This window comes from Xanthobacter sp. NM-59, assembly GCF_021401125.1.
GTDB lineage: Bacteria > Pseudomonadota > Alphaproteobacteria > Rhizobiales > Xanthobacteraceae > Xanthobacter.
The window spans coordinates 23,338-39,953 of record NZ_JACBFQ010000011.1; the positions used below are offsets into that span (position 1 = coordinate 23,338).

13 protein-coding genes and 1 tRNA gene are annotated in these 16,616 nt (G+C 65.3%); 7 read left to right on the forward strand and 7 right to left on the reverse strand.

Features of this window, described 5'->3' with window-relative positions:
- Positions 1-9 precede the first annotated feature (9 nt).
- From L0966_RS17785 to L0966_RS17805, 5 genes are all read right to left on the reverse strand, one after another.
- On the reverse strand, positions 10-927 hold the full coding sequence (locus L0966_RS17785; protein ID WP_234053459.1) for a hydroxymethylglutaryl-CoA lyase: 918 nt from the start codon (positions 925-927) through the stop codon (positions 10-12).
- Positions 927-2,933: an acetyl/propionyl/methylcrotonyl-CoA carboxylase subunit alpha gene (locus tag L0966_RS17790; RefSeq protein ID WP_234053316.1), complete on the reverse strand. Its 2,007-nt coding sequence runs from the start codon at positions 2,931-2,933 to the stop codon at positions 927-929. The genes L0966_RS17785 and L0966_RS17790 overlap by 1 nt, the downstream gene beginning before the upstream one ends.
- A complete protein-coding gene (locus L0966_RS17795) occupies positions 2,930-3,730 on the reverse strand; it encodes an enoyl-CoA hydratase/isomerase family protein (RefSeq protein WP_234053317.1) in 801 nt (266 codons plus the stop codon). Before L0966_RS17795 ends, L0966_RS17790 begins: the two co-directional genes overlap by 4 nt.
- Positions 3,731-3,776: 46 nt before the next feature.
- Positions 3,777-5,384, reverse strand: a complete 1,608-nt coding sequence (locus L0966_RS17800) for a carboxyl transferase domain-containing protein (RefSeq protein WP_234053318.1) — start codon at positions 5,382-5,384, stop codon at positions 3,777-3,779.
- 313 nt (positions 5,385-5,697) lie between these two features.
- Entirely contained in the window at positions 5,698-6,435 is a 738-nt protein-coding gene (locus tag L0966_RS17805; RefSeq protein ID WP_234053319.1) for a TetR/AcrR family transcriptional regulator, read from the reverse strand.
- 348 nt (positions 6,436-6,783) lie between these two features.
- On the opposite strand from L0966_RS17805, the gene L0966_RS17810 reads away from it, so the two are divergent.
- The 7 genes from L0966_RS17810 to L0966_RS17840 all read left to right on the forward strand — a co-directional run bounded on the left by L0966_RS17810 (position 6,784) and on the right by L0966_RS17840 (position 15,216).
- Positions 6,784-7,596, forward strand: coding sequence for an ABC transporter ATP-binding protein (locus L0966_RS17810; RefSeq protein ID WP_370640778.1), 813 nt, complete (start codon positions 6,784-6,786; stop codon positions 7,594-7,596).
- Positions 7,597-7,604: 8 nt separating this feature from the next.
- A complete protein-coding gene (locus L0966_RS17815; protein WP_234053320.1) occupies positions 7,605-9,569 on the forward strand; it encodes a long-chain fatty acid--CoA ligase in 1,965 nt (654 codons plus the stop codon).
- Positions 9,570-9,696: 127 nt separating this feature from the next.
- Positions 9,697-10,590, forward strand: coding sequence for a branched-chain amino acid ABC transporter permease (locus L0966_RS17820; RefSeq protein ID WP_234053321.1), 894 nt, complete (start codon positions 9,697-9,699; stop codon positions 10,588-10,590).
- Positions 10,591-10,594: 4 nt separating this feature from the next.
- Positions 10,595-11,665, forward strand: a complete 1,071-nt coding sequence (locus L0966_RS17825; RefSeq protein WP_234053322.1) for a branched-chain amino acid ABC transporter permease — start codon at positions 10,595-10,597, stop codon at positions 11,663-11,665.
- Between the two features lie 60 nt (positions 11,666-11,725).
- Positions 11,726-13,015, forward strand: a complete 1,290-nt coding sequence (locus tag L0966_RS17830; protein ID WP_370640771.1) for an ABC transporter substrate-binding protein — start codon at positions 11,726-11,728, stop codon at positions 13,013-13,015.
- 63 nt (positions 13,016-13,078) lie between these two features.
- Positions 13,079-13,918 carry an ABC transporter ATP-binding protein gene (locus tag L0966_RS17835; RefSeq protein ID WP_234053323.1) on the forward strand — a complete coding sequence of 280 codons (840 nt, stop codon included), beginning with the start codon at positions 13,079-13,081 and terminating at the stop codon, positions 13,916-13,918.
- 53 nt (positions 13,919-13,971) lie between these two features.
- The gene (locus L0966_RS17840; protein ID WP_234053324.1) at positions 13,972-15,216 is read left to right on the forward strand and encodes a phenylacetate--CoA ligase family protein; all 1,245 of its coding nucleotides are present in this window, start codon (positions 13,972-13,974) and stop codon (positions 15,214-15,216) included.
- 24 nt (positions 15,217-15,240) lie between these two features.
- Here the strand turns inward: L0966_RS17840 and hemH are convergent, their stop codons facing one another.
- Both hemH and L0966_RS17850 read right to left on the reverse strand, forming a co-directional pair.
- On the reverse strand, positions 15,241-16,293 hold the full coding sequence (gene hemH, locus L0966_RS17845) for a ferrochelatase (protein ID WP_234053325.1): 1,053 nt from the start codon (positions 16,291-16,293) through the stop codon (positions 15,241-15,243).
- Between the two features lie 117 nt (positions 16,294-16,410).
- Positions 16,411-16,485, reverse strand: a tRNA-Val gene (locus tag L0966_RS17850).
- Positions 16,486-16,616: the final 131 nt, after the last annotated feature.

A 16,616-nucleotide genomic window follows, 5' to 3' on the forward strand; every position in this document is an offset into this window, starting at 1 on the left:
GGCCCGCCGTCAGCTTCCGGCGGCGGGCAGCTTGGCGGCCAGGGCCTGGGCCACGCGGGAGGTGGGGGCCCGCCCCAGCGCGGCGGTGATGGCCCGCCCGGCGGCGGCGAGGCGGTCGAGATCCACCCCGGTCTCCACGCCCAGGCCATCCAGCATGTAGACCAGATCCTCGGTGGCGAGGTTGCCGGACGCACCCTTGGCATAGGGGCAGCCGCCGAGGCCTGCGACCGAGGCATCCACCGTCGCGATGCCGAGATCGAGGCAGGCGAGCACATTGGCCAGCGCCTGCCCATAGGTGTCGTGAAAATGCAGTGCCGTGCGGGTGACGCCGATATGGTCCGCCACCGCCTTGGCCATGGCCTTGGCCCGGTCTGGGGTGCCCACGCCGATGGTGTCGCCGAGGGAGACCTCGTAGCAGCCCATGGCCATGAGGGCTTCCGCCACCTCCACCACCTTGGCCACCGGCACCTCGCCCTGATAGGGGCAGCCGAGCACGCAGCTGACATAGCCCCGCACCGCGACGCCGCGCGCCCGCGCCAGGTCCAGCACCGGGGCGAAGCGGGCCAGGCTCTCGGCGATGGAGCAATTGATGTTCTTTTGGCTGAACGCCTCTGAGGCGGCGGCGAACACCGCCACCTCGTCCACGCCCGCCGCGAGCGCCAGCTCCAGCCCCTTCAGATTGGGCGTGAGCACCGGATAGCGCAGGCCCTCGCGCCGTGTGATGCGGGCGAGCACATCGGCCGTGTCGGCCATTTGCGGCACCCATTTGGGCGAGACGAACGAGCCGACCTCAATGGCCTTGAGCCCCGCATCGGCCAAGGCGTCGATGAGCGCCACCTTGGCCTCGAGGGGCACCACTCCGGGTTCGTTCTGGAGCCCGTCGCGCGGGCCCATCTCGACGATGCGGACGGATGAGGAGCGGGCCATCATGCGTCCTCCAGCACGAGCAGCTCGGCGCCCTCATCCACCAGGTCGCCCACGGCGAAGTTGAGGGCCTTGATGCGCCCGTCGCGCGGGGCGGCGACGGTGTGCTCCATCTTCATGGCCTCGACCACCACCAGCGGCGCGCCCTTGGCCACCTCCTGGCCGGCTTCCACCGCGATGCGGATGATGGTGCCTGGCATGGGCGCCACCAGCCGGCCGGCAGTGCCGGTGGCGGCGAGGGAGGCAAGGCGCGGATCGATGAATTCCACCTGGAATTCCCCGCCGCGTGCGAACACGGTGAGCAGGTTGCCGGTGCGGATTACCCGGGCGGAAAGCTTCACCCCGTCGAGCCGCGCCTCGAGGCGCCCATCGGCGTCGGCATCGCCCTCGACCATCATGTGGCCGCCGGGCAGGTCCAGGGCGAAGCCATGGGCCTTGAAGTGGGCGCGCACCACCGTGCGGCCCTCCAGATGCGGGTCCTGGAAGGTGAGGTCCACATGGGCGTCGCGATTGAGTCGCCAGCCCGGCGCGCGGCCCCACGGCGACCAGGGATCGGCCGCGTCCACTGCCTCCGCCGACTGGCGCGCCTCCTCCTTCAGGATGGCGAGGGTGGCCAGGGCCAGCACCGCGTCGCTCGCGGGCTGGGGGGCGGGGAGAAGGTCGCCCTGATGGCGGGCGATGAAGTTGGTGTCCAGCTCCGCGGCCGCGAAGGCGGGATGGGCGGCGATGGCCTTCAGGAACACCCGGTTGGTGGCCAGGCCCACCACCTCGGTCGCCGCCAGCGCCGCCTGGAGCCGGCCCACCGCCTCGGAGCGATCCGCACCGGCCACGATGATTTTCGCGATCATGGGATCGTAATGGATGGATACGGTGTCGCCCGCCCGCACCCCGGTATCGACCCGTGTGCCCGGCACATGGGCCGGCAGCACCAGATGGTCGAGGGTGCCGACCTGGGGCAGGAAATCCCGCGCCGGATCCTCCGCATAAAGGCGCACCTCGATGGCGTGGCCCTTCAGCGGGATCTCATTCTGAGAGAGGGGGAGGGGCGCGCCCTCGGCCACCCGCAGCTGCCACTCCACCAGATCCTGGCCGGTGATGGCCTCGGTGACCGGATGCTCCACCTGCAGGCGGGTATTCATCTCCATGAAATAAAAGGCGTCGCCCTCGGCGATGAATTCCACCGTGCCGGCGCCCACATAGCCTACCGCCTTGGCCGCATCCACCGCCGCAAGGCCCATGGCCAAGCGGCGCTCGGGCGTCATGCCGGGGGCGGGGGCTTCCTCCACCACCTTCTGGTGGCGGCGCTGGATGGAGCAGTCGCGCTCATGCAGGTAAACGGCATTGCCATGGGTGTCAGCGAACACCTGCACCTCGATGTGGCGCGGAGTGGTGAGGTATTTTTCCACCAGAACCCGGTCATCACCGAAGGCGCTCTTGGCCTCGCGCTTTGCCGAGGCGAGGGCTTCGGGGAACTCGTCCGCCGCGCGCACCACCTTCATGCCCTTGCCGCCGCCGCCGGCGGACGCCTTGATGAGCACGGGAAAGCCGATGCGATCCGCTTCGCGGGCGAGCAAAGCGGGGTCCTGGTCCTCGCCATGATAGCCGGGCACTAGCGGCACGCCGGCTTTTTCCATGAGCGCCTTGGCCGCGCTCTTGGAGCCCATGGCGCGAATGGCGGAGGCTGGCGGCCCCACGAACACGATGCCGGCTTTCTCGCAGGCGTCCGCGAATTCCGCATTCTCGGACAAAAAGCCATAGCCGGGATGGATGGCATCGGCGCCGCTCTTGCGGGCCGCATCCAGAATGGCCTCGATGCGCAGATAGCTTTCCCGCGCCGGGGCGGGGCCGATGGGATAGGCCTCGTCCGCCACCGCCACATGGAGGGCGTCGGCATCGGCCTGGGAATAGACGGCCACGGTGTTCAGCCCCAAGGCCTTGGCGGTGCGCATGACGCGGACCGCGATCTCGCCCCGGTTGGCGACGAGCAGGGTGCGGATCGGCCGGCTCATGAGGTTTCCCCGTTCCTGTTATGGGTCTGATCCCACAGTGCTTTTCTCTTTTCAAGGAAGGCCGAGACGCCTTCCTTGCCGTCGGCGCTGGCGCGGATGTCGGCGATGCGGCGGGCGGTGTCGGCCACCACTTCGTCGTCCACGGGGCGGTCCACGGCGCGGATCAGGTCCTTGGTGGCGCCGAGCGCGGCGGGGCTTGCGGCCTTCAGCGCCGAAAGGTGGCGGGCGATGGCGGCATCGAGATCTTCGGCCGGCACCACTTCGTGCACCAGCCCCAAGGCTAGTGCGGTGGTGGCGGAGAAGCGCTCGGCCGTGAGGAAATAGCGCCGCGCCTGCCGCGCGCCCATGGCCCGAACCAGATAAGGGCTGATGACCGCCGGGATGAGGCCAATGCGCACTTCCGTGACCGCGAATTCCGCCTCCGGCACCGCCACCACGATGTCGCTCGCCGCGATGAGGCCGGTGGCTCCGGCGAAGGCGGAAGCGTGCACCCGCGCCAAAGTGGGCTTGGGGCAGAGGTCGATGGTGCGCATGAGCGCGGCGAGCTTCTTCGCATCCTCCAGATTCTCCCCGTGGGAGTAGGAGGCCATGCGGCGCATCCAGTTGAGGTCGCCGCCGGCGCAGAAGCTCTTGCCTTCCGCCTTCAGCAGAATGGCCCACACGGCCGGATCGGCGATGGCCTCCTCATAGGCGCCCGTGAGGGCGGCGATGAGGGCATCGTCGAAGGCATTGCGCACCTCCGGCCGGTTGAGGGTGAGGACGCGCACGCCGTCCTGCGTGGTGGTGAGGAGACTCATGGGATCCTCATGGAAATGGAGCACGGTCCGCGGGTCCAAAGCGCCATCACATGCGGAACACGCCGAAGCGCGTCTCCTGCTCGGGGGCGTTGAGGGCCGCGGACAAGGCCAGCGCCAGCACCATGCGGGTGTCGGCGGGGTCGATCACACCGTCGTCCCACAGGCGGGCGGAGGAGTAATAGGGATGCCCCTGGCGCTCATATTGGGCGCGGATGGGGGCCTTGAACGCCTCTTCCTCCTCGCCCGACCAGGCGCCGCCGCGCGCCTCGATGCCGTCGCGCTTCACCTGGGCCAGCACGTTGGCCGCCTGCTCGCCGCCCATCACCGAGATGCGGGCATTGGGCCACATCCACAGAAAGCGCGGGTCGAAGGCGCGCCCGCACATGCCGTAATTGCCGGCGCCGAAGGAATTGCCGATGACCACCGTGAATTTCGGCACATTGGCGCAGGACACGGCGGTGACGAACTTGGCACCATCCTTGGCGATGCCGCCGCTCTCATATTTCCGGCCCACCATGAAGCCGGTGATGTTCTGCAGGAATACCAGGGGAATATTGCGCTGCGCGCACAATTCCACGAAATGCGCGCCCTTCAGTGCGCTTTCCGAGAAGAGAATTCCGTTATTGGCGATGATGCCCACCGGATAGCCGAAGACGTGGGCAAAGCCGGTGACCAGCGTCTGCCCGTAAAGCGGCTTGAACTCGTCGAACTCGGACCCGTCCACGATGCGGGCAATGATCTGGCGCACATCGAACGGCTGCTTGGGGTCGGCCGAAACGATGCCGTAGATCTCCTTGGGATCGTAAAGGGGCGCGCGCGGCTCGCGAATGTCGAGGCTGTGGGCCTTGGTGCGGTTGAGGTCCGCCACGATGGAGCGGGCGATGCCGAGAGCGTGGGCGTCATTCTCCGCCATGTGGTCGGCCACGCCCGAGGTGCGGGTGTGCACGTCCGCGCCGCCCAGTTCCTCGGCGGTGACCACCTCCCCGGTGGCGGCCTTCACCAGAGGCGGGCCGCCCAGGAAGATGGTGGCCTGGTTCTTCACCATGATGGACTGGTCGGCCATGGCCGGCACATAGGCGCCGCCCGCGGTGCAGGAGCCCATCACCACCGCGATCTGGGCGATGCCCTCCGCTGACATGTTGGCCTGATTGAAGAAGATACGGCCGAAATGTTCGCGATCGGGAAAGACATCGTCCTGGTTCGGCAGGTTGGCGCCGCCGGAATCCACCAGATAGATGCAGGGCAGGTGGTTTTCCCGGGCGATGGTCTGGGCGCGCAGGTGCTTCTTGACCGTTATGGGGTAATAGGTGCCGCCTTTCACCGTGGCATCATTGGCCACGATGACGCATTCGCGCCCCGAGACGCGACCGATGCCGGTGATGATGCCGGCCGCCGGCACCTCGTCCTCATACATGCCGAAGGCCGCGAGCTGGGAAAGCTCCAGGAACGGCGAGCCGGTGTCGAGCAGGGTGCGGATGCGGTCGCGCGGGAGCAGCTTGCCGCGCTTCAGATGCCGTTCGCGGGCAATCTCGCCCCCGCCTTCGGACACGTGCTCGACCTTCGCGCGCAAGTCGGCGACGGATTGCTCCAGCGTCTGCCTGTTGCGTCGGAATGCGTCGGAGCGGCGGTCGACCGCATCCTCGATGATCGCCATGGGCGGCCTCGTCTTCAGGGCGCATCTGCGCTGCCGGGTTGAGGGACGGACGGCGCGCGACGGCACCCTTCCGGCGCGGCTGAGAGCCGGCCTTCGAGCGGCGCAGATGGCGTGTCCTCCCTGCCGATCACTGTCGGCTTGGAAACGATCGTACGTTTTTTTCCGAGGGGTGCAAGAGGTTTTGGCGGGCCTCATGCAGGAACCCGTCAATGCGCCTGGTAAAACCCCGTGACCTCAAGCCAGGACGTGCGTTTCCCGGGCTCCGCGTCTGCTGGCCGAGGCACGCCCCGCCATCAGATGCGGCGGGCGGGCGTCACTGGCTGGGCGCGGGCTCGCCGATGGGCTTGGCGGCGGCTTTGGCGGAAGGCTTGGCCTTGCCACGCGGCTTGCGCATGGGCGAATCACCGGCCTCCACGGGCGCGGCCGCCAGAGCTTGCGGCGCCGCCGACAAGGTCCCTTCGGCCCCACTCACGCCGCCGACGACCAGACCCGTATAGATGTCGACCAGATCATCTTGCGACAGGCGGCCGCCGGGGCGGTACCACATGCAGATGCCGGTGAGCATGGAGATGATGGCGTAGGTGGCCACCTTCGGCTCGCTCACCTGGAATACGCCGGCCTCGGCGCCCTGGCGGAGGATTTCCTCCAGCAGCCCTTCATAGCGGTGGCGCTGGGCGATGATGACGGCGCGGTGCTCCTCCTCGAGGGAGCGAATTTCCATGTTGGCGATGAAGACGTGAGCCATGCGCGTCATGTGGTAGCGCAGGTGGAAGGCGGCGAAAGTTTTCAGCCGGGCCATGGGATCGGTGAGGCCGGCAAGGTCCGCCTCCGCCTTCGAAAGCAGATCCTCCATGTGCTCGCGGACGATGTCGAACAGGAGATTCTGCTTGTTTTCGAAATATTTATAGAGCGAGCCGGACTGCAGGCCCACCTCGGCGGCAAGCTGGCGCAGGCTCATGGCCTCGTAGCCGTGCTTGTAGATGAGCTTCACGCCCGCCTGGCGGATCGCCTCGGCGGTGCGGGTGCCGTTGGAACCGATGGTGCGCGCCATGGCCTTCAAACATTGTGCGGCCGGGCGCCCCGGCCGGGGGAATGACAGATCACGCAGATGCGCGAGCCCGCCTCGATCATGCCTGATAGACTGGGCGGAGCTTCGAAGCGATGCAAGTTCATCCTGCGACATGAAATGCCGCTTGACCAGAATAAAAAAGAACGCTTGATTGTTTCTCACCAAGCCTGACGTAACGATCGGGCACCTGCGCCGAGCCAGCCGCCGAGCAAAAATGCGAAGCGGGGGCGCAAGATAACGGGGGAAAGGGCGCAAAGACCCGATTCTCCCGGCACATAGGGAGGATCGAGCTTGAGCACCACATCGGTGGTTCCGCAAGCTGTTGCGGACGTGCGCGCGCTTCTGAGCGTCGAAAACATCTCCTTGCGCTTCGGCGGCCTCAAGGCCCTGACCGATGTGAGCTTCCATGTGAAGCCGGGGGAATTGTTCTCCATCATCGGCCCCAACGGCGCCGGCAAGACGTCCATGCTGAACTGCATCTCGGGCCGCTATACCCCAAGCGACGGCCGCGTGGTGTTCGATGGCAAGGACGTGACCCGGCTGAAGCCGAACCGGCGCGCGACCATCGGCATCGGCCGCACCTTCCAGAATCTGGCGTTGTTCAGCCACATGAGCGTGCTGGACAACATCATGGTGGGGCGCCACCATCTTCTGAAGAACAACCTGTTCTCCGGCGCGCTCTACTGGTTCGGCGGCGCGCAGAAGGAAGAGCTGGAGCATCGCCACAAGGTGGAGGAAGTGATTGACTTCCTCGACATCCAGCATGTGCGCAAGGCCACCGCCGGCACCCTTTCTTATGGCCTGCGCAAGCGGGTGGAGCTGGCGCGCGCCGTGGCGCTGGAGCCCAAGCTCATTCTTCTTGATGAGCCCATGGCCGGCATGAACCTGGAAGAGAAGGAGGACATGGCCCGCTACATCGTTGATCTCAACGAGGAATGGGGCATGACCATCATCATGATCGAGCACGACATGGGGGTGGTGATGGACATCTCGCACCGCGTGATGGTGCTGGATTTCGGCAAGAAGCTGGTGGAGGGCGAGCCTGCGGACGTGCTGGCTGATCCCCATGTGCGCAAGGCCTATCTCGGCGAGGAAGATCCTCTGCTGGAAGACGAGTCCATTCCCACCGCTCTGTCCGCGTGAGAGACGCCATGACCACCGCCGTGAACAGCCCTGCCCAAGGCCGCGCCTACGATTGGCCCGACGTGACGCAGCACGACACCTTTCCAAAGCTCCTCGCCCGCAACGCCGCCAAGCATCCCGACGACATCTGGCTCCGGGAGAAAGATCTCGGCATCTGGATTTCCTACACCTGGAAAGAGGTGGCCGACCGGGTGGAGGCCATCACTCTCGGCCTTGAGAACCTGGGCGTGCGCCGCGGCGACGTGGTGGCCCTGCTGGGCGACAACCGTCCCGAATGGCTGATGGGCGAGATCGCCAGCCATGCGCTAGGCGGCATGAGCCTCGGCATTTATCGCGACGCGCTGGCGGACGAGGTGGCCTATCTCGTCACCTATGCGGACGTCGCCGTGGTGTTCGCCGAGGATGAAGAGCAGGTGGACAAGCTTTTGTCTCTCGAAGACAACATTCCCACCGTGCGCCATATCGTCTATTCCGATCCGCGCGGCATCCGCAAATATGATGACCCCCGCCTGATCTCGCTGAAAGCTCTGGAAGAGCGCGGGCGGGCGGTGGCGGCCAAGGATCCCAACCGCTACGCGCGGTTCGTCTCGGTGGGGCAGGGGTCGGACGTGTCCATTTTGTGCACCACGTCCGGCACCACGTCCCATCCCAAGCTCGCGATGCTCTCCGCCGGCAGGCTCCTGAAGCATTGTCGCGCATATTTGGACATGGATCCACGCGGGCCGAAGGACGAATACGTCAGTGTTCTTCAGATGCCATGGATCATGGAGCAGATCTACGCTTTCGGCCAGGCGCTCATCTCCCGCATGAAGGTGAACTTCGTGGAGGAGCCGGAGACGCTGATGGCGGACATGCGCGAGATCGGGCCCTCCTTCGTGCTGTTCGCTCCGCGTGTGTGGGAACAGATCGCGGCCGATGTGCGCTCGCGCATGATGGATTCCTCGCGCTTCAAGCGCGCCATGTTCGATTTCGGCATGAAGCTTGGCCTCAAGGCGCTGGACGAGGGCAAGCGCTCGCCGCTGGCCGACTTCCTCCTGTTTCGCGCGCTGCGCGATCGCCTGGGCTTCACGCATCTGAAGTCGGCCGCCACCGGGGGAGCGGCGCTGGGGCCGGATACTTTCCGCTTCTTCCTGGCGCTGGGCGTGCCGATGCGCCAGCTCTATGGACAGACTGAGACCCTGGGCGCCTATACCTTGCATCATGCGGACGATGTGGACTTCGACACGGTCGGTGTGCCGTTCGAGGGCGTGGAGATCCGTATCGACGACCCCGATCCCAATGGGCTTGGCGAAGTGGTGACCCGTCACGAAAACATGTTCACCGGCTATTTCCGCAACGAGGCGGAAACCGCAAAATCTTTCGCGGAACAAGGCTGGATGCGCACCGGCGACGCTGGTTACTTCAACAACAAGGGCCATCTCGTGGTCATCGACCGCGTGCGCGACATGGCAAAGACCTCCCATGGAGATCGCTTCTCTCCGCAGTATATTGAGAACAAGCTGAAGTTCTCGCCTTACGTGGCCGAGGCCGTGGTGCTGGGTGACGGGCGCGACAGTCTGGCGGCGCTGGTCTGCATCCGTTTCTCGATCGTCTCGAAATGGGCCGAGAAGAACCGCATCGCCTTCACGACTTATACCGATCTGTCCTCGAAGCCGGAAGTCATTGCGCTGCTGCGGAAGGAAGTGGAGCAGGTGAACGCGACACTGGCGGAGAAGCAGCGCATCGGCCGCTTCCTCCTGCTCTACAAGGAGCTGGATGCGGATGATGGCGAGCTCACCCGCACCCGCAAGGTGCGCCGCGGCGTCATCAATGAGCGCTATGGCACGATCATCGACGCCATGTATGCGGGCGACCGCGTGATCGACGTGGACACAACCATCACCTTCCAGGACGGCACCAAGCAGCGGGTGAAGACCAAGCTCGACGTGATCGACCTCGGTGCGGCGGGAGCCGGCGCGCGGAGGGCCGCGTGATGGCCGCGTCTGAACGCGCTCGCGCCCCCCGTCGCAGAGTTCCCGCAACCGACGCATCGCCGCGCCGGCCCAGCCCCCTCCCAACCCTCCCCCGCAGGCGGGAGAGGGCTCTTGCGGAGTTCAACTGATGCAATCCCAGCTTCTTCTTCAGCTCATTATCAATGGCCTCATCATCGGTACGCTTTATGGCGTGGTGGGCATGTGCTTCGTGCTCATCTACAAGGCCTCGCAGGTGGTGAACTTCGCCCAGGGCGAGTTTCTGCTGATCGGCGCCTGGACCTGCTGGTGGCTGCTCACCGCCTGGAACATCCCCTTCTTCTGGGGTTTCCTCATCGCGGTCGTCTTCATGATGGCCTTCGGCATGGCGGTGCAAATGGTTATTCTGCGCCCGCTCATCGGCGAGCCCATCATCTCGGTGATCATGGTCACTATCGGCATGTCCATCTTCTTCCAGGCGCTGATGAAGTGGATGTTCGGCACCTTCGCCCAGCCGTTCCCGCCCATCTTCCCGGTGGAGAAGGTGGATGTGCTCGGCCTGCAGGTGCAGACGGCCTATCTTATGTCCACGGGCGTGAGCCTCGCGATCATGGCCGGCTTTGCCTGGTTCTTTAAGTATTCGAAGATGGGGCTTGCCATGCGGGCCACCGCCTTCTCGCAGCAGGTGGCGCAGTCCCTGGGCATCTCGGTGCGACAGGTGTTCGCGCTCTCCTGGGGCATCTCGGCTTCGGTCTCGGCCATTGCCGGCGTCGTGGTGGGCATCGTGAATGGCGTGTCCTCGGCCTTGTCCTACTTCGGCATCAAGGTGTTCCCGGCAGTCATCCTGGGCGGCCTCGACAGCATCTTTGGTGCGGTGGTGGGCGGTCTCATCGTGGGCCTTTTGGAAAACCTCGGCCAATACGTGGACAGCCAGTTCCTCAAATGGGGAAATCTCTACGAGATCATTCCCTTCTATGCCCTCATCATCATTCTCATGATCAAGCCTTACGGCCTGTTCGGCACCCGCGACATCGAGAGGGTTTGATCCCATGGCCATCGACACCATGCGTCCGTGCGGCGACTACCGCACCAGCTACAAGGCCGACCAGACCATCTTCCAGACGCGCCTCACCATGCTCATCTGCGTGGCGGCCGTCGTGGCCCTGTGCTTCGCGCCTTTCTTCTTCTCCCGCTACGTTCTGAGCCTGTTCATCCAGATCGGCTATCTGGGCATCGCGGCCCTGGGGCTCAACATTCTGGTGGGCTTTTCTGGCCAGATCTCCATCGGCCACGCCGTGTTCTTCGGCTTCGGCGGCTTTGCCTCCGCCTATCTGGCGGACAAGGGCGTGCCGGTGCCGCTCGCCATCGTGCTGGCGGGCATGTGGACCACGGTCGTGGGGCTCATCTTCGGCCTGCCGGCGGCCCGGGTGAAGGGGCTCTACCTCGCCATCGCGACGCTCGCCGCGCAATTCATTCTGCAGGACTTCTTCGTCCGCGCGGAATGGTTCACCGGCGGCACCCACGGTGCCATGGCCGCGCCGTTCACCCTGTTCGGGTACGATCTGTCGAGTGATGACAAATACTTCTACGTGGTGCTGTTCTTCGTGGTCATCATGTATCTTGGTGCCACCAATCTTATGCGCTCGCGGGATGGGCGGGCGCTGATCGCGGTGCGCGACCATTATCTGTCCGCCGAAATGATGGGCGTGAACCTCGCCAAGTATCGCACCATGGCGTTCGGCATCTCCTCCTTCTATGCCGGTATCGGTGGCGCGCTCTATGCCCACTATGTGGGGTTCATGTCGGTGGAAGGGCTGGATATTCTCTTCTCCATCCAGTTCCTGGGCATGATCATTATCGGCGGGCTGGGCTCCATCATGGGCTCGCTCATGGGTACCATCTTCATGGTGCTGCTGCCGGAAGCCACGGGTTGGCTCGCCTCCGCGCTCTCCGGCAGCGCCATCGACCAGATGCTGCACTTGAAGGACGGCATCACCTATCTGCGTGAGATGCTGATCGGCGCCGCCATCATTCTGTTCCTGATCTTCGAACCCGATGGGCTGGCCCATCGCTGGCGCCAGATCAAGGCGTATTGGAAGCTTTATCCGTTCTCGTTCTGACGGGACAAATATAAAGACGGCGAAAATTGCCGCTTCATGGGAAACGCCAAGGAGACCACAATGAAGAAGACGAAAGTTGCCGCCCTCTCGCTCGTCTCGACACTGGCGCTCGGCTGTGCCGCGCCGGCCATGGCCCAGAGCATCAATATCGGCCATCTCGCCGACTATTCCGGCGGCACTTCCGACGTGGGCCAGCCCTATGGCCAGGGCATCCAGGACACCATCGCCTGGATCGACGCCAATGGCGGGGTGAACGGCAAGAAGATCAATTCGGACTTCAACGAATACGGCTACCAGGTGCCGCGCGCGCTCGCCGCCTTCAAGAAGTGGGTGGGCTCGGACAAGGTGGTGGCCATCCAGGGCTGGGGCACCGCCGACACCGAGGCTCTGGTGGCCATGGTGACCAAGGAGCAGATCCCCTATTATTCCGGCTCCTATTCTGCCTCCCTCACCGATCCCACCGGCAAGGCCAACGAGCACTCGACCCGCTCGGCGCCGTTCAACTTCTTCTACGGCCCGTCTTATTCCGACGCCGCGCGCGCCATGGTGAAGTGGGCTGCCGATGACTGGAAGGCGAAGGGCAAGCCCGGCAAGCCCAAGTGGGTGCACATGGGTGCCAACCACCCCTATCCCAATTCGCCCAAGGCGGCGGCCGAGGCCTATGCCAAGGAGCTGGGCTTCGAGGTGCTGGACCCCATCACCTTTGCCCTCACGCCCGGTGACTACACGCCCCAGTGCCTGACGCTGAAGCAGTCCGGCGCCAATTACGCCTATCTCGGCAACACCGCCGGCTCGAACATCTCGGTGCTGAAGGCCTGCAAGACGGCGGGCGTGGACGTGCAGTTCCTCGGCAATGTGTGGGGCATGGACGAGAACGCCATGAAGGCGGCGGGCGAAGCCGCCAATGGCGTGGTGTTCCCGGTGCGCACCGCCACCACCTGGGCGGGCGATGCGCCCGGCCTCGCCACGGTGAAGGAGATTTCCAAGATCTCCGATCCGTCGGGCAACACCTATCGCCCCGTGCACTACCTCACCGCCGTGTGCACGGCCCTCTACATGAAGGAAGCCATGGATTGGGCGGACAAGAATGGCGGCGTGACCGGCGTGAAGATCCGCGACGGCATGTACCAGAAGAAGGATTGGGTGCCGAAGGGCATGGAAGGCGTGTGCGTGCCGTCCACCTGGTCGGCCACTGATCACCGTCCCACCACCACCGTGGAGCTGTACCGCGCCGTGGTGAAAGGCCCGACCGATGCCTCGGTGACGGACCTCATCAAGAGCGGCACCATCAAGCTGGAAAAGGTCGCCACCGTCGACCTGCCGCGCAAGGCCGAACTGCAGGGCTGGTGAGCCGGCGGGCGCCGCCTGCGGGCGGCGCCCCTCCCTTCTCATCGACAGATTCCGGAGACCGTCATGGCCGAGGCCGCATTGAAGCTTGAACCGGTGGCCGATATCGGCGCCGCGCCCCTTTTGTCCGTCGACAATATCGAGGTGGTCTATAACGACGTCATCCTCGTGCTGCGTGGCCTTTCGCTGAAGGTCCCGCAGGGCCAGATCGTGGCGCTTCTGGGCTCCAACGGCGCCGGCAAGTCCACTACGCTGAAGGCTATTTCCGGCCTGCTCAAGACCGAGGATGGGGAGATCACCCGTGGCGAGGTGAACTTCCTGGGCGAGAAGATCAACGGCATCGAGCCGGACAAGATCGTGCGGCGCGGCATCTTCCAGGTCATGGAAGGGCGCCGGATCATCGCCGACATGACGGTGCTCGAAAATCTGCGCCTCGGCGCCTTCACCCGGCACGACAATGAGGTGAAGAGCGACATCGAGCGCGTCTATGAATATTTCCCGCGCCTCAGGGAACGCACGGGCCTTGCCGGGTATCTCTCCGGTGGCGAGCAGCAGATGCTGGCCATCGGCCGCGCCATGATGGCCCGCCCCAAGCTCATCCTGATGGACGAGCCCTCCATGGGCCTTTCGCCGCTGATGGTGAAGGAGGTGTTCGCCATCATCAAACGGCTCAATGCGGAATGGGGCGTCACCATCTTGCTGGTGGAGCAGAACGCCCGCGTGGCGCTCTCCATCGCGGACTACGGCTACATCATGGAGCAGGGCAAGATCGTGCTCGACGGGTCGGCGGAGATGCTGCAGACCAATGAGGACGTGAAGGAATTCTACCTGGGCCAGGGTGGCGGCGAGGAGCGCAAGAGCTTCAAGAACCTGAAAAGCTTCAAGCGCCGCAAACGCTGGCTGTGAGGTAAGGGCAGCCGCCGCAGCGTCCGTTTCCAACCGTTTCAACAGGCCGAGCGATGACCGATCCGAACCGCTATTACGACGCCAGCGAAACCCGCGCTCCCGAGGCGCGCGAGCAGGCGCTGATGGCCGCGCTGGCGGCCCAGGTGGCCCATGCCAAGGGCAAGTCGGCCTATTTCGCGGAGCTGTTCAAGGCGGTGGAACCGGGCGCGGTGACCAGCCGGCGGGCGCTCGCCCAATTGCCCGTCACCCGCAAGTCGGACCTGCTGGAAATCCAGCCGAAGAGCCTGCCTTTCGGCGGGCTCAATGCGGTGGCGCCGGGCAAGCTGGCGCGCATCTTCATGTCGCCGGGGCCCATCTATGATCCGGAAGGGCACGGCCCGGATTTCTGGCGCTTCGCCCGCGCGCTCCACGCGGCGGGCTTCCGCGCCGGGGAGATCGTGCACAATTCCTTTTCCTACCACCTCACCCCGGCCGGCTCTATGATCGAGGGCGGCGCCCATGCGCTCGGCTGCGCCGTGGTGCCGGCCGGCGTGGGGCAGACGGACCTGCAATTGCGCGCCATCGCCGACCTCCGTCCGGACGGGTATGGCGGCACGCCCTCCTTCCTGAAAATCCTCCTGGAGAAGGCGCAGGAGACCGGCACCGACATCTCCTCCATCAAGAAGGCGCTGGTGACGGGCGAGGCCTTCCTGCCGCCGCACCGGGCGGAGCTAAGGGCGGCCGGCATCGTCGCCCGCCAATGCTACGGCACCGCCGATCTCGGCCTTGTCGCCTATGAGAGCGAGGCCGAGGAGGGGATGATCGTCGACGAGGGGTGCCTGGTGGAGATCCTGCGCCCGGGTACGGGCGATCCGGTGGAGGCCGAGGGTGAAGTGGGCGAGGTGGTGGTCACCCTGTTCGATGCCGATTATCCCCTGGTGCGCTTCGCCACCGGTGATCTTTCGGCTGTGCTGCCGGGCATCAGTCCCTGCGGGCGCACCAATGTGCGGCTGAAGGGGTGGATGGGCCGGGCTGACCAAGTGACGAAGATTCGCGGCATGTTCGTGCACCCCGTGCAGGTGAGCGCGGCGGTGAAGAAGCACCCGGCGGTCGCCAAGGCGCGCCTGGTGGTGGACCGCATCGGCGATGCCGACGACATGCTGTTGGAAGTCGAGGTTGCGGACGCAAGCGCGCTCTCCCAGGACATGCTGTTGGACGACCTGCGCGCCACTACCAAGCTGCGTGGCCGGCTCGCCCTTGTTCCGCCCGGAACCCTGCCGGCGGATGCCAAGACCATCGAGGACCGCCGCCCCGTGTGAGGGCGGCGCGGGCGGCGGCCGGCTTCAGGCCTGGACCCAGCCGCCGAGCTCGCGCATCGCCACCCGTTGCAGCACCCGCATGCCGGCGGGGCTGTCATTGAGGCAGGGGATGGCGGCGAATTGCTCGCCCCCATGGCTGAGGAAGATGTGGCGATTCTCCACGCCGATTTCCTCGAGCGTCTCCAGGCAGTCCGCCACGAAGCCCGGATTGAACACGGCGATCCGCTTCACGCCGCTCTCGGCGAGGGCTTTCACGGTCGCGTCCGTATAGGGCTGAAGCCATTCTTCCCGCCCGAATCGCGACTGGAAGGTGAGCCGCAGCCGCTCTTCCCCCATGCCGAGCCGGGCGCGCAGCAGCCGCGCCGTCTTGGCGCACTGGCAGGAATAGGGGTCGCCCTTCAGGTGGTAGGATTTGGGGATGCCGTGGAAGGAGGCGAGAATCACCTGCGGCTCGAAATCGAGCGCCGCCAGGTGGCGCTCCAGATCCTCGGCCAGGGCGTCGATATAGACCGGATCGTCGTGCCAAGGCGGGGCGATGCGCACCGCCGGCTGCCAGCGCATGGCCTTGAGCGCGTCGAACGCCTTGTCGGCCACGGTGGCGGTGGTGGCGGCGGCGTATTGGGGATAGAGCGGCACAATCAGGATGCGCTCGCACCCCGCCTGCTGCAGGGCGCCGAGCCGCGCGGCGATGGCCGGTTCGCCATAGCGCATGGCGAAATCCACCATGATGCGCGAATCACCTTCGGCGAGCATGGCGCCAAGCTTTTCGGCCTGGGCGCGGGTGATGGTGAGCAGCGGCCCCTCGTCGCGCTCGGCGTTCCAGATCTTGGCATAGTCGCGCCCCTTCGCCTTGGGCCGCGTGGTGAGGATGATGGCATTGAGCACGAAGGCCCAGACCAACGGGTTCACCTCGATCACCCGCCGATCCGAGAGGAATTCCTTCAGATAGCGGCGCATGGACCAATAATCGGTGCCCGAGGGCGTGCCGAGATTGACGATAAGCACGCCGATGCGGCCGAACGCGATTTCGGGATGATCAGAAGGAAGGGCGGACGGGGCTTGAGACGGGCTCGTCATCGGGTCACCTCCAGCGCATCGGCGGCGGAGCGCGGCCAAGCCGTCCGGAAACCAACCGTCCGAACAACAATTTGCCCGGACAAGACGTCCAAAGTGGGGGAACCATCCGGGAAGGAATGGTGGGCGCGACAGGGATCGAACCTGTGACCCCTACGATGTCAACGTAGTGCTCTCCCGCTGAGCTACGCGCCCCACCGACAGGAAGCGCCTCTATATCGGCTCATGGAGCCGGAGGCAAGGCGCTGTTTTCGGTTTTTGAGCGAAGCGTGTGCAGGTCCGCTCAAAATCGTCCTATGGCCTGACATCCTTGAGCATTTTCGCGC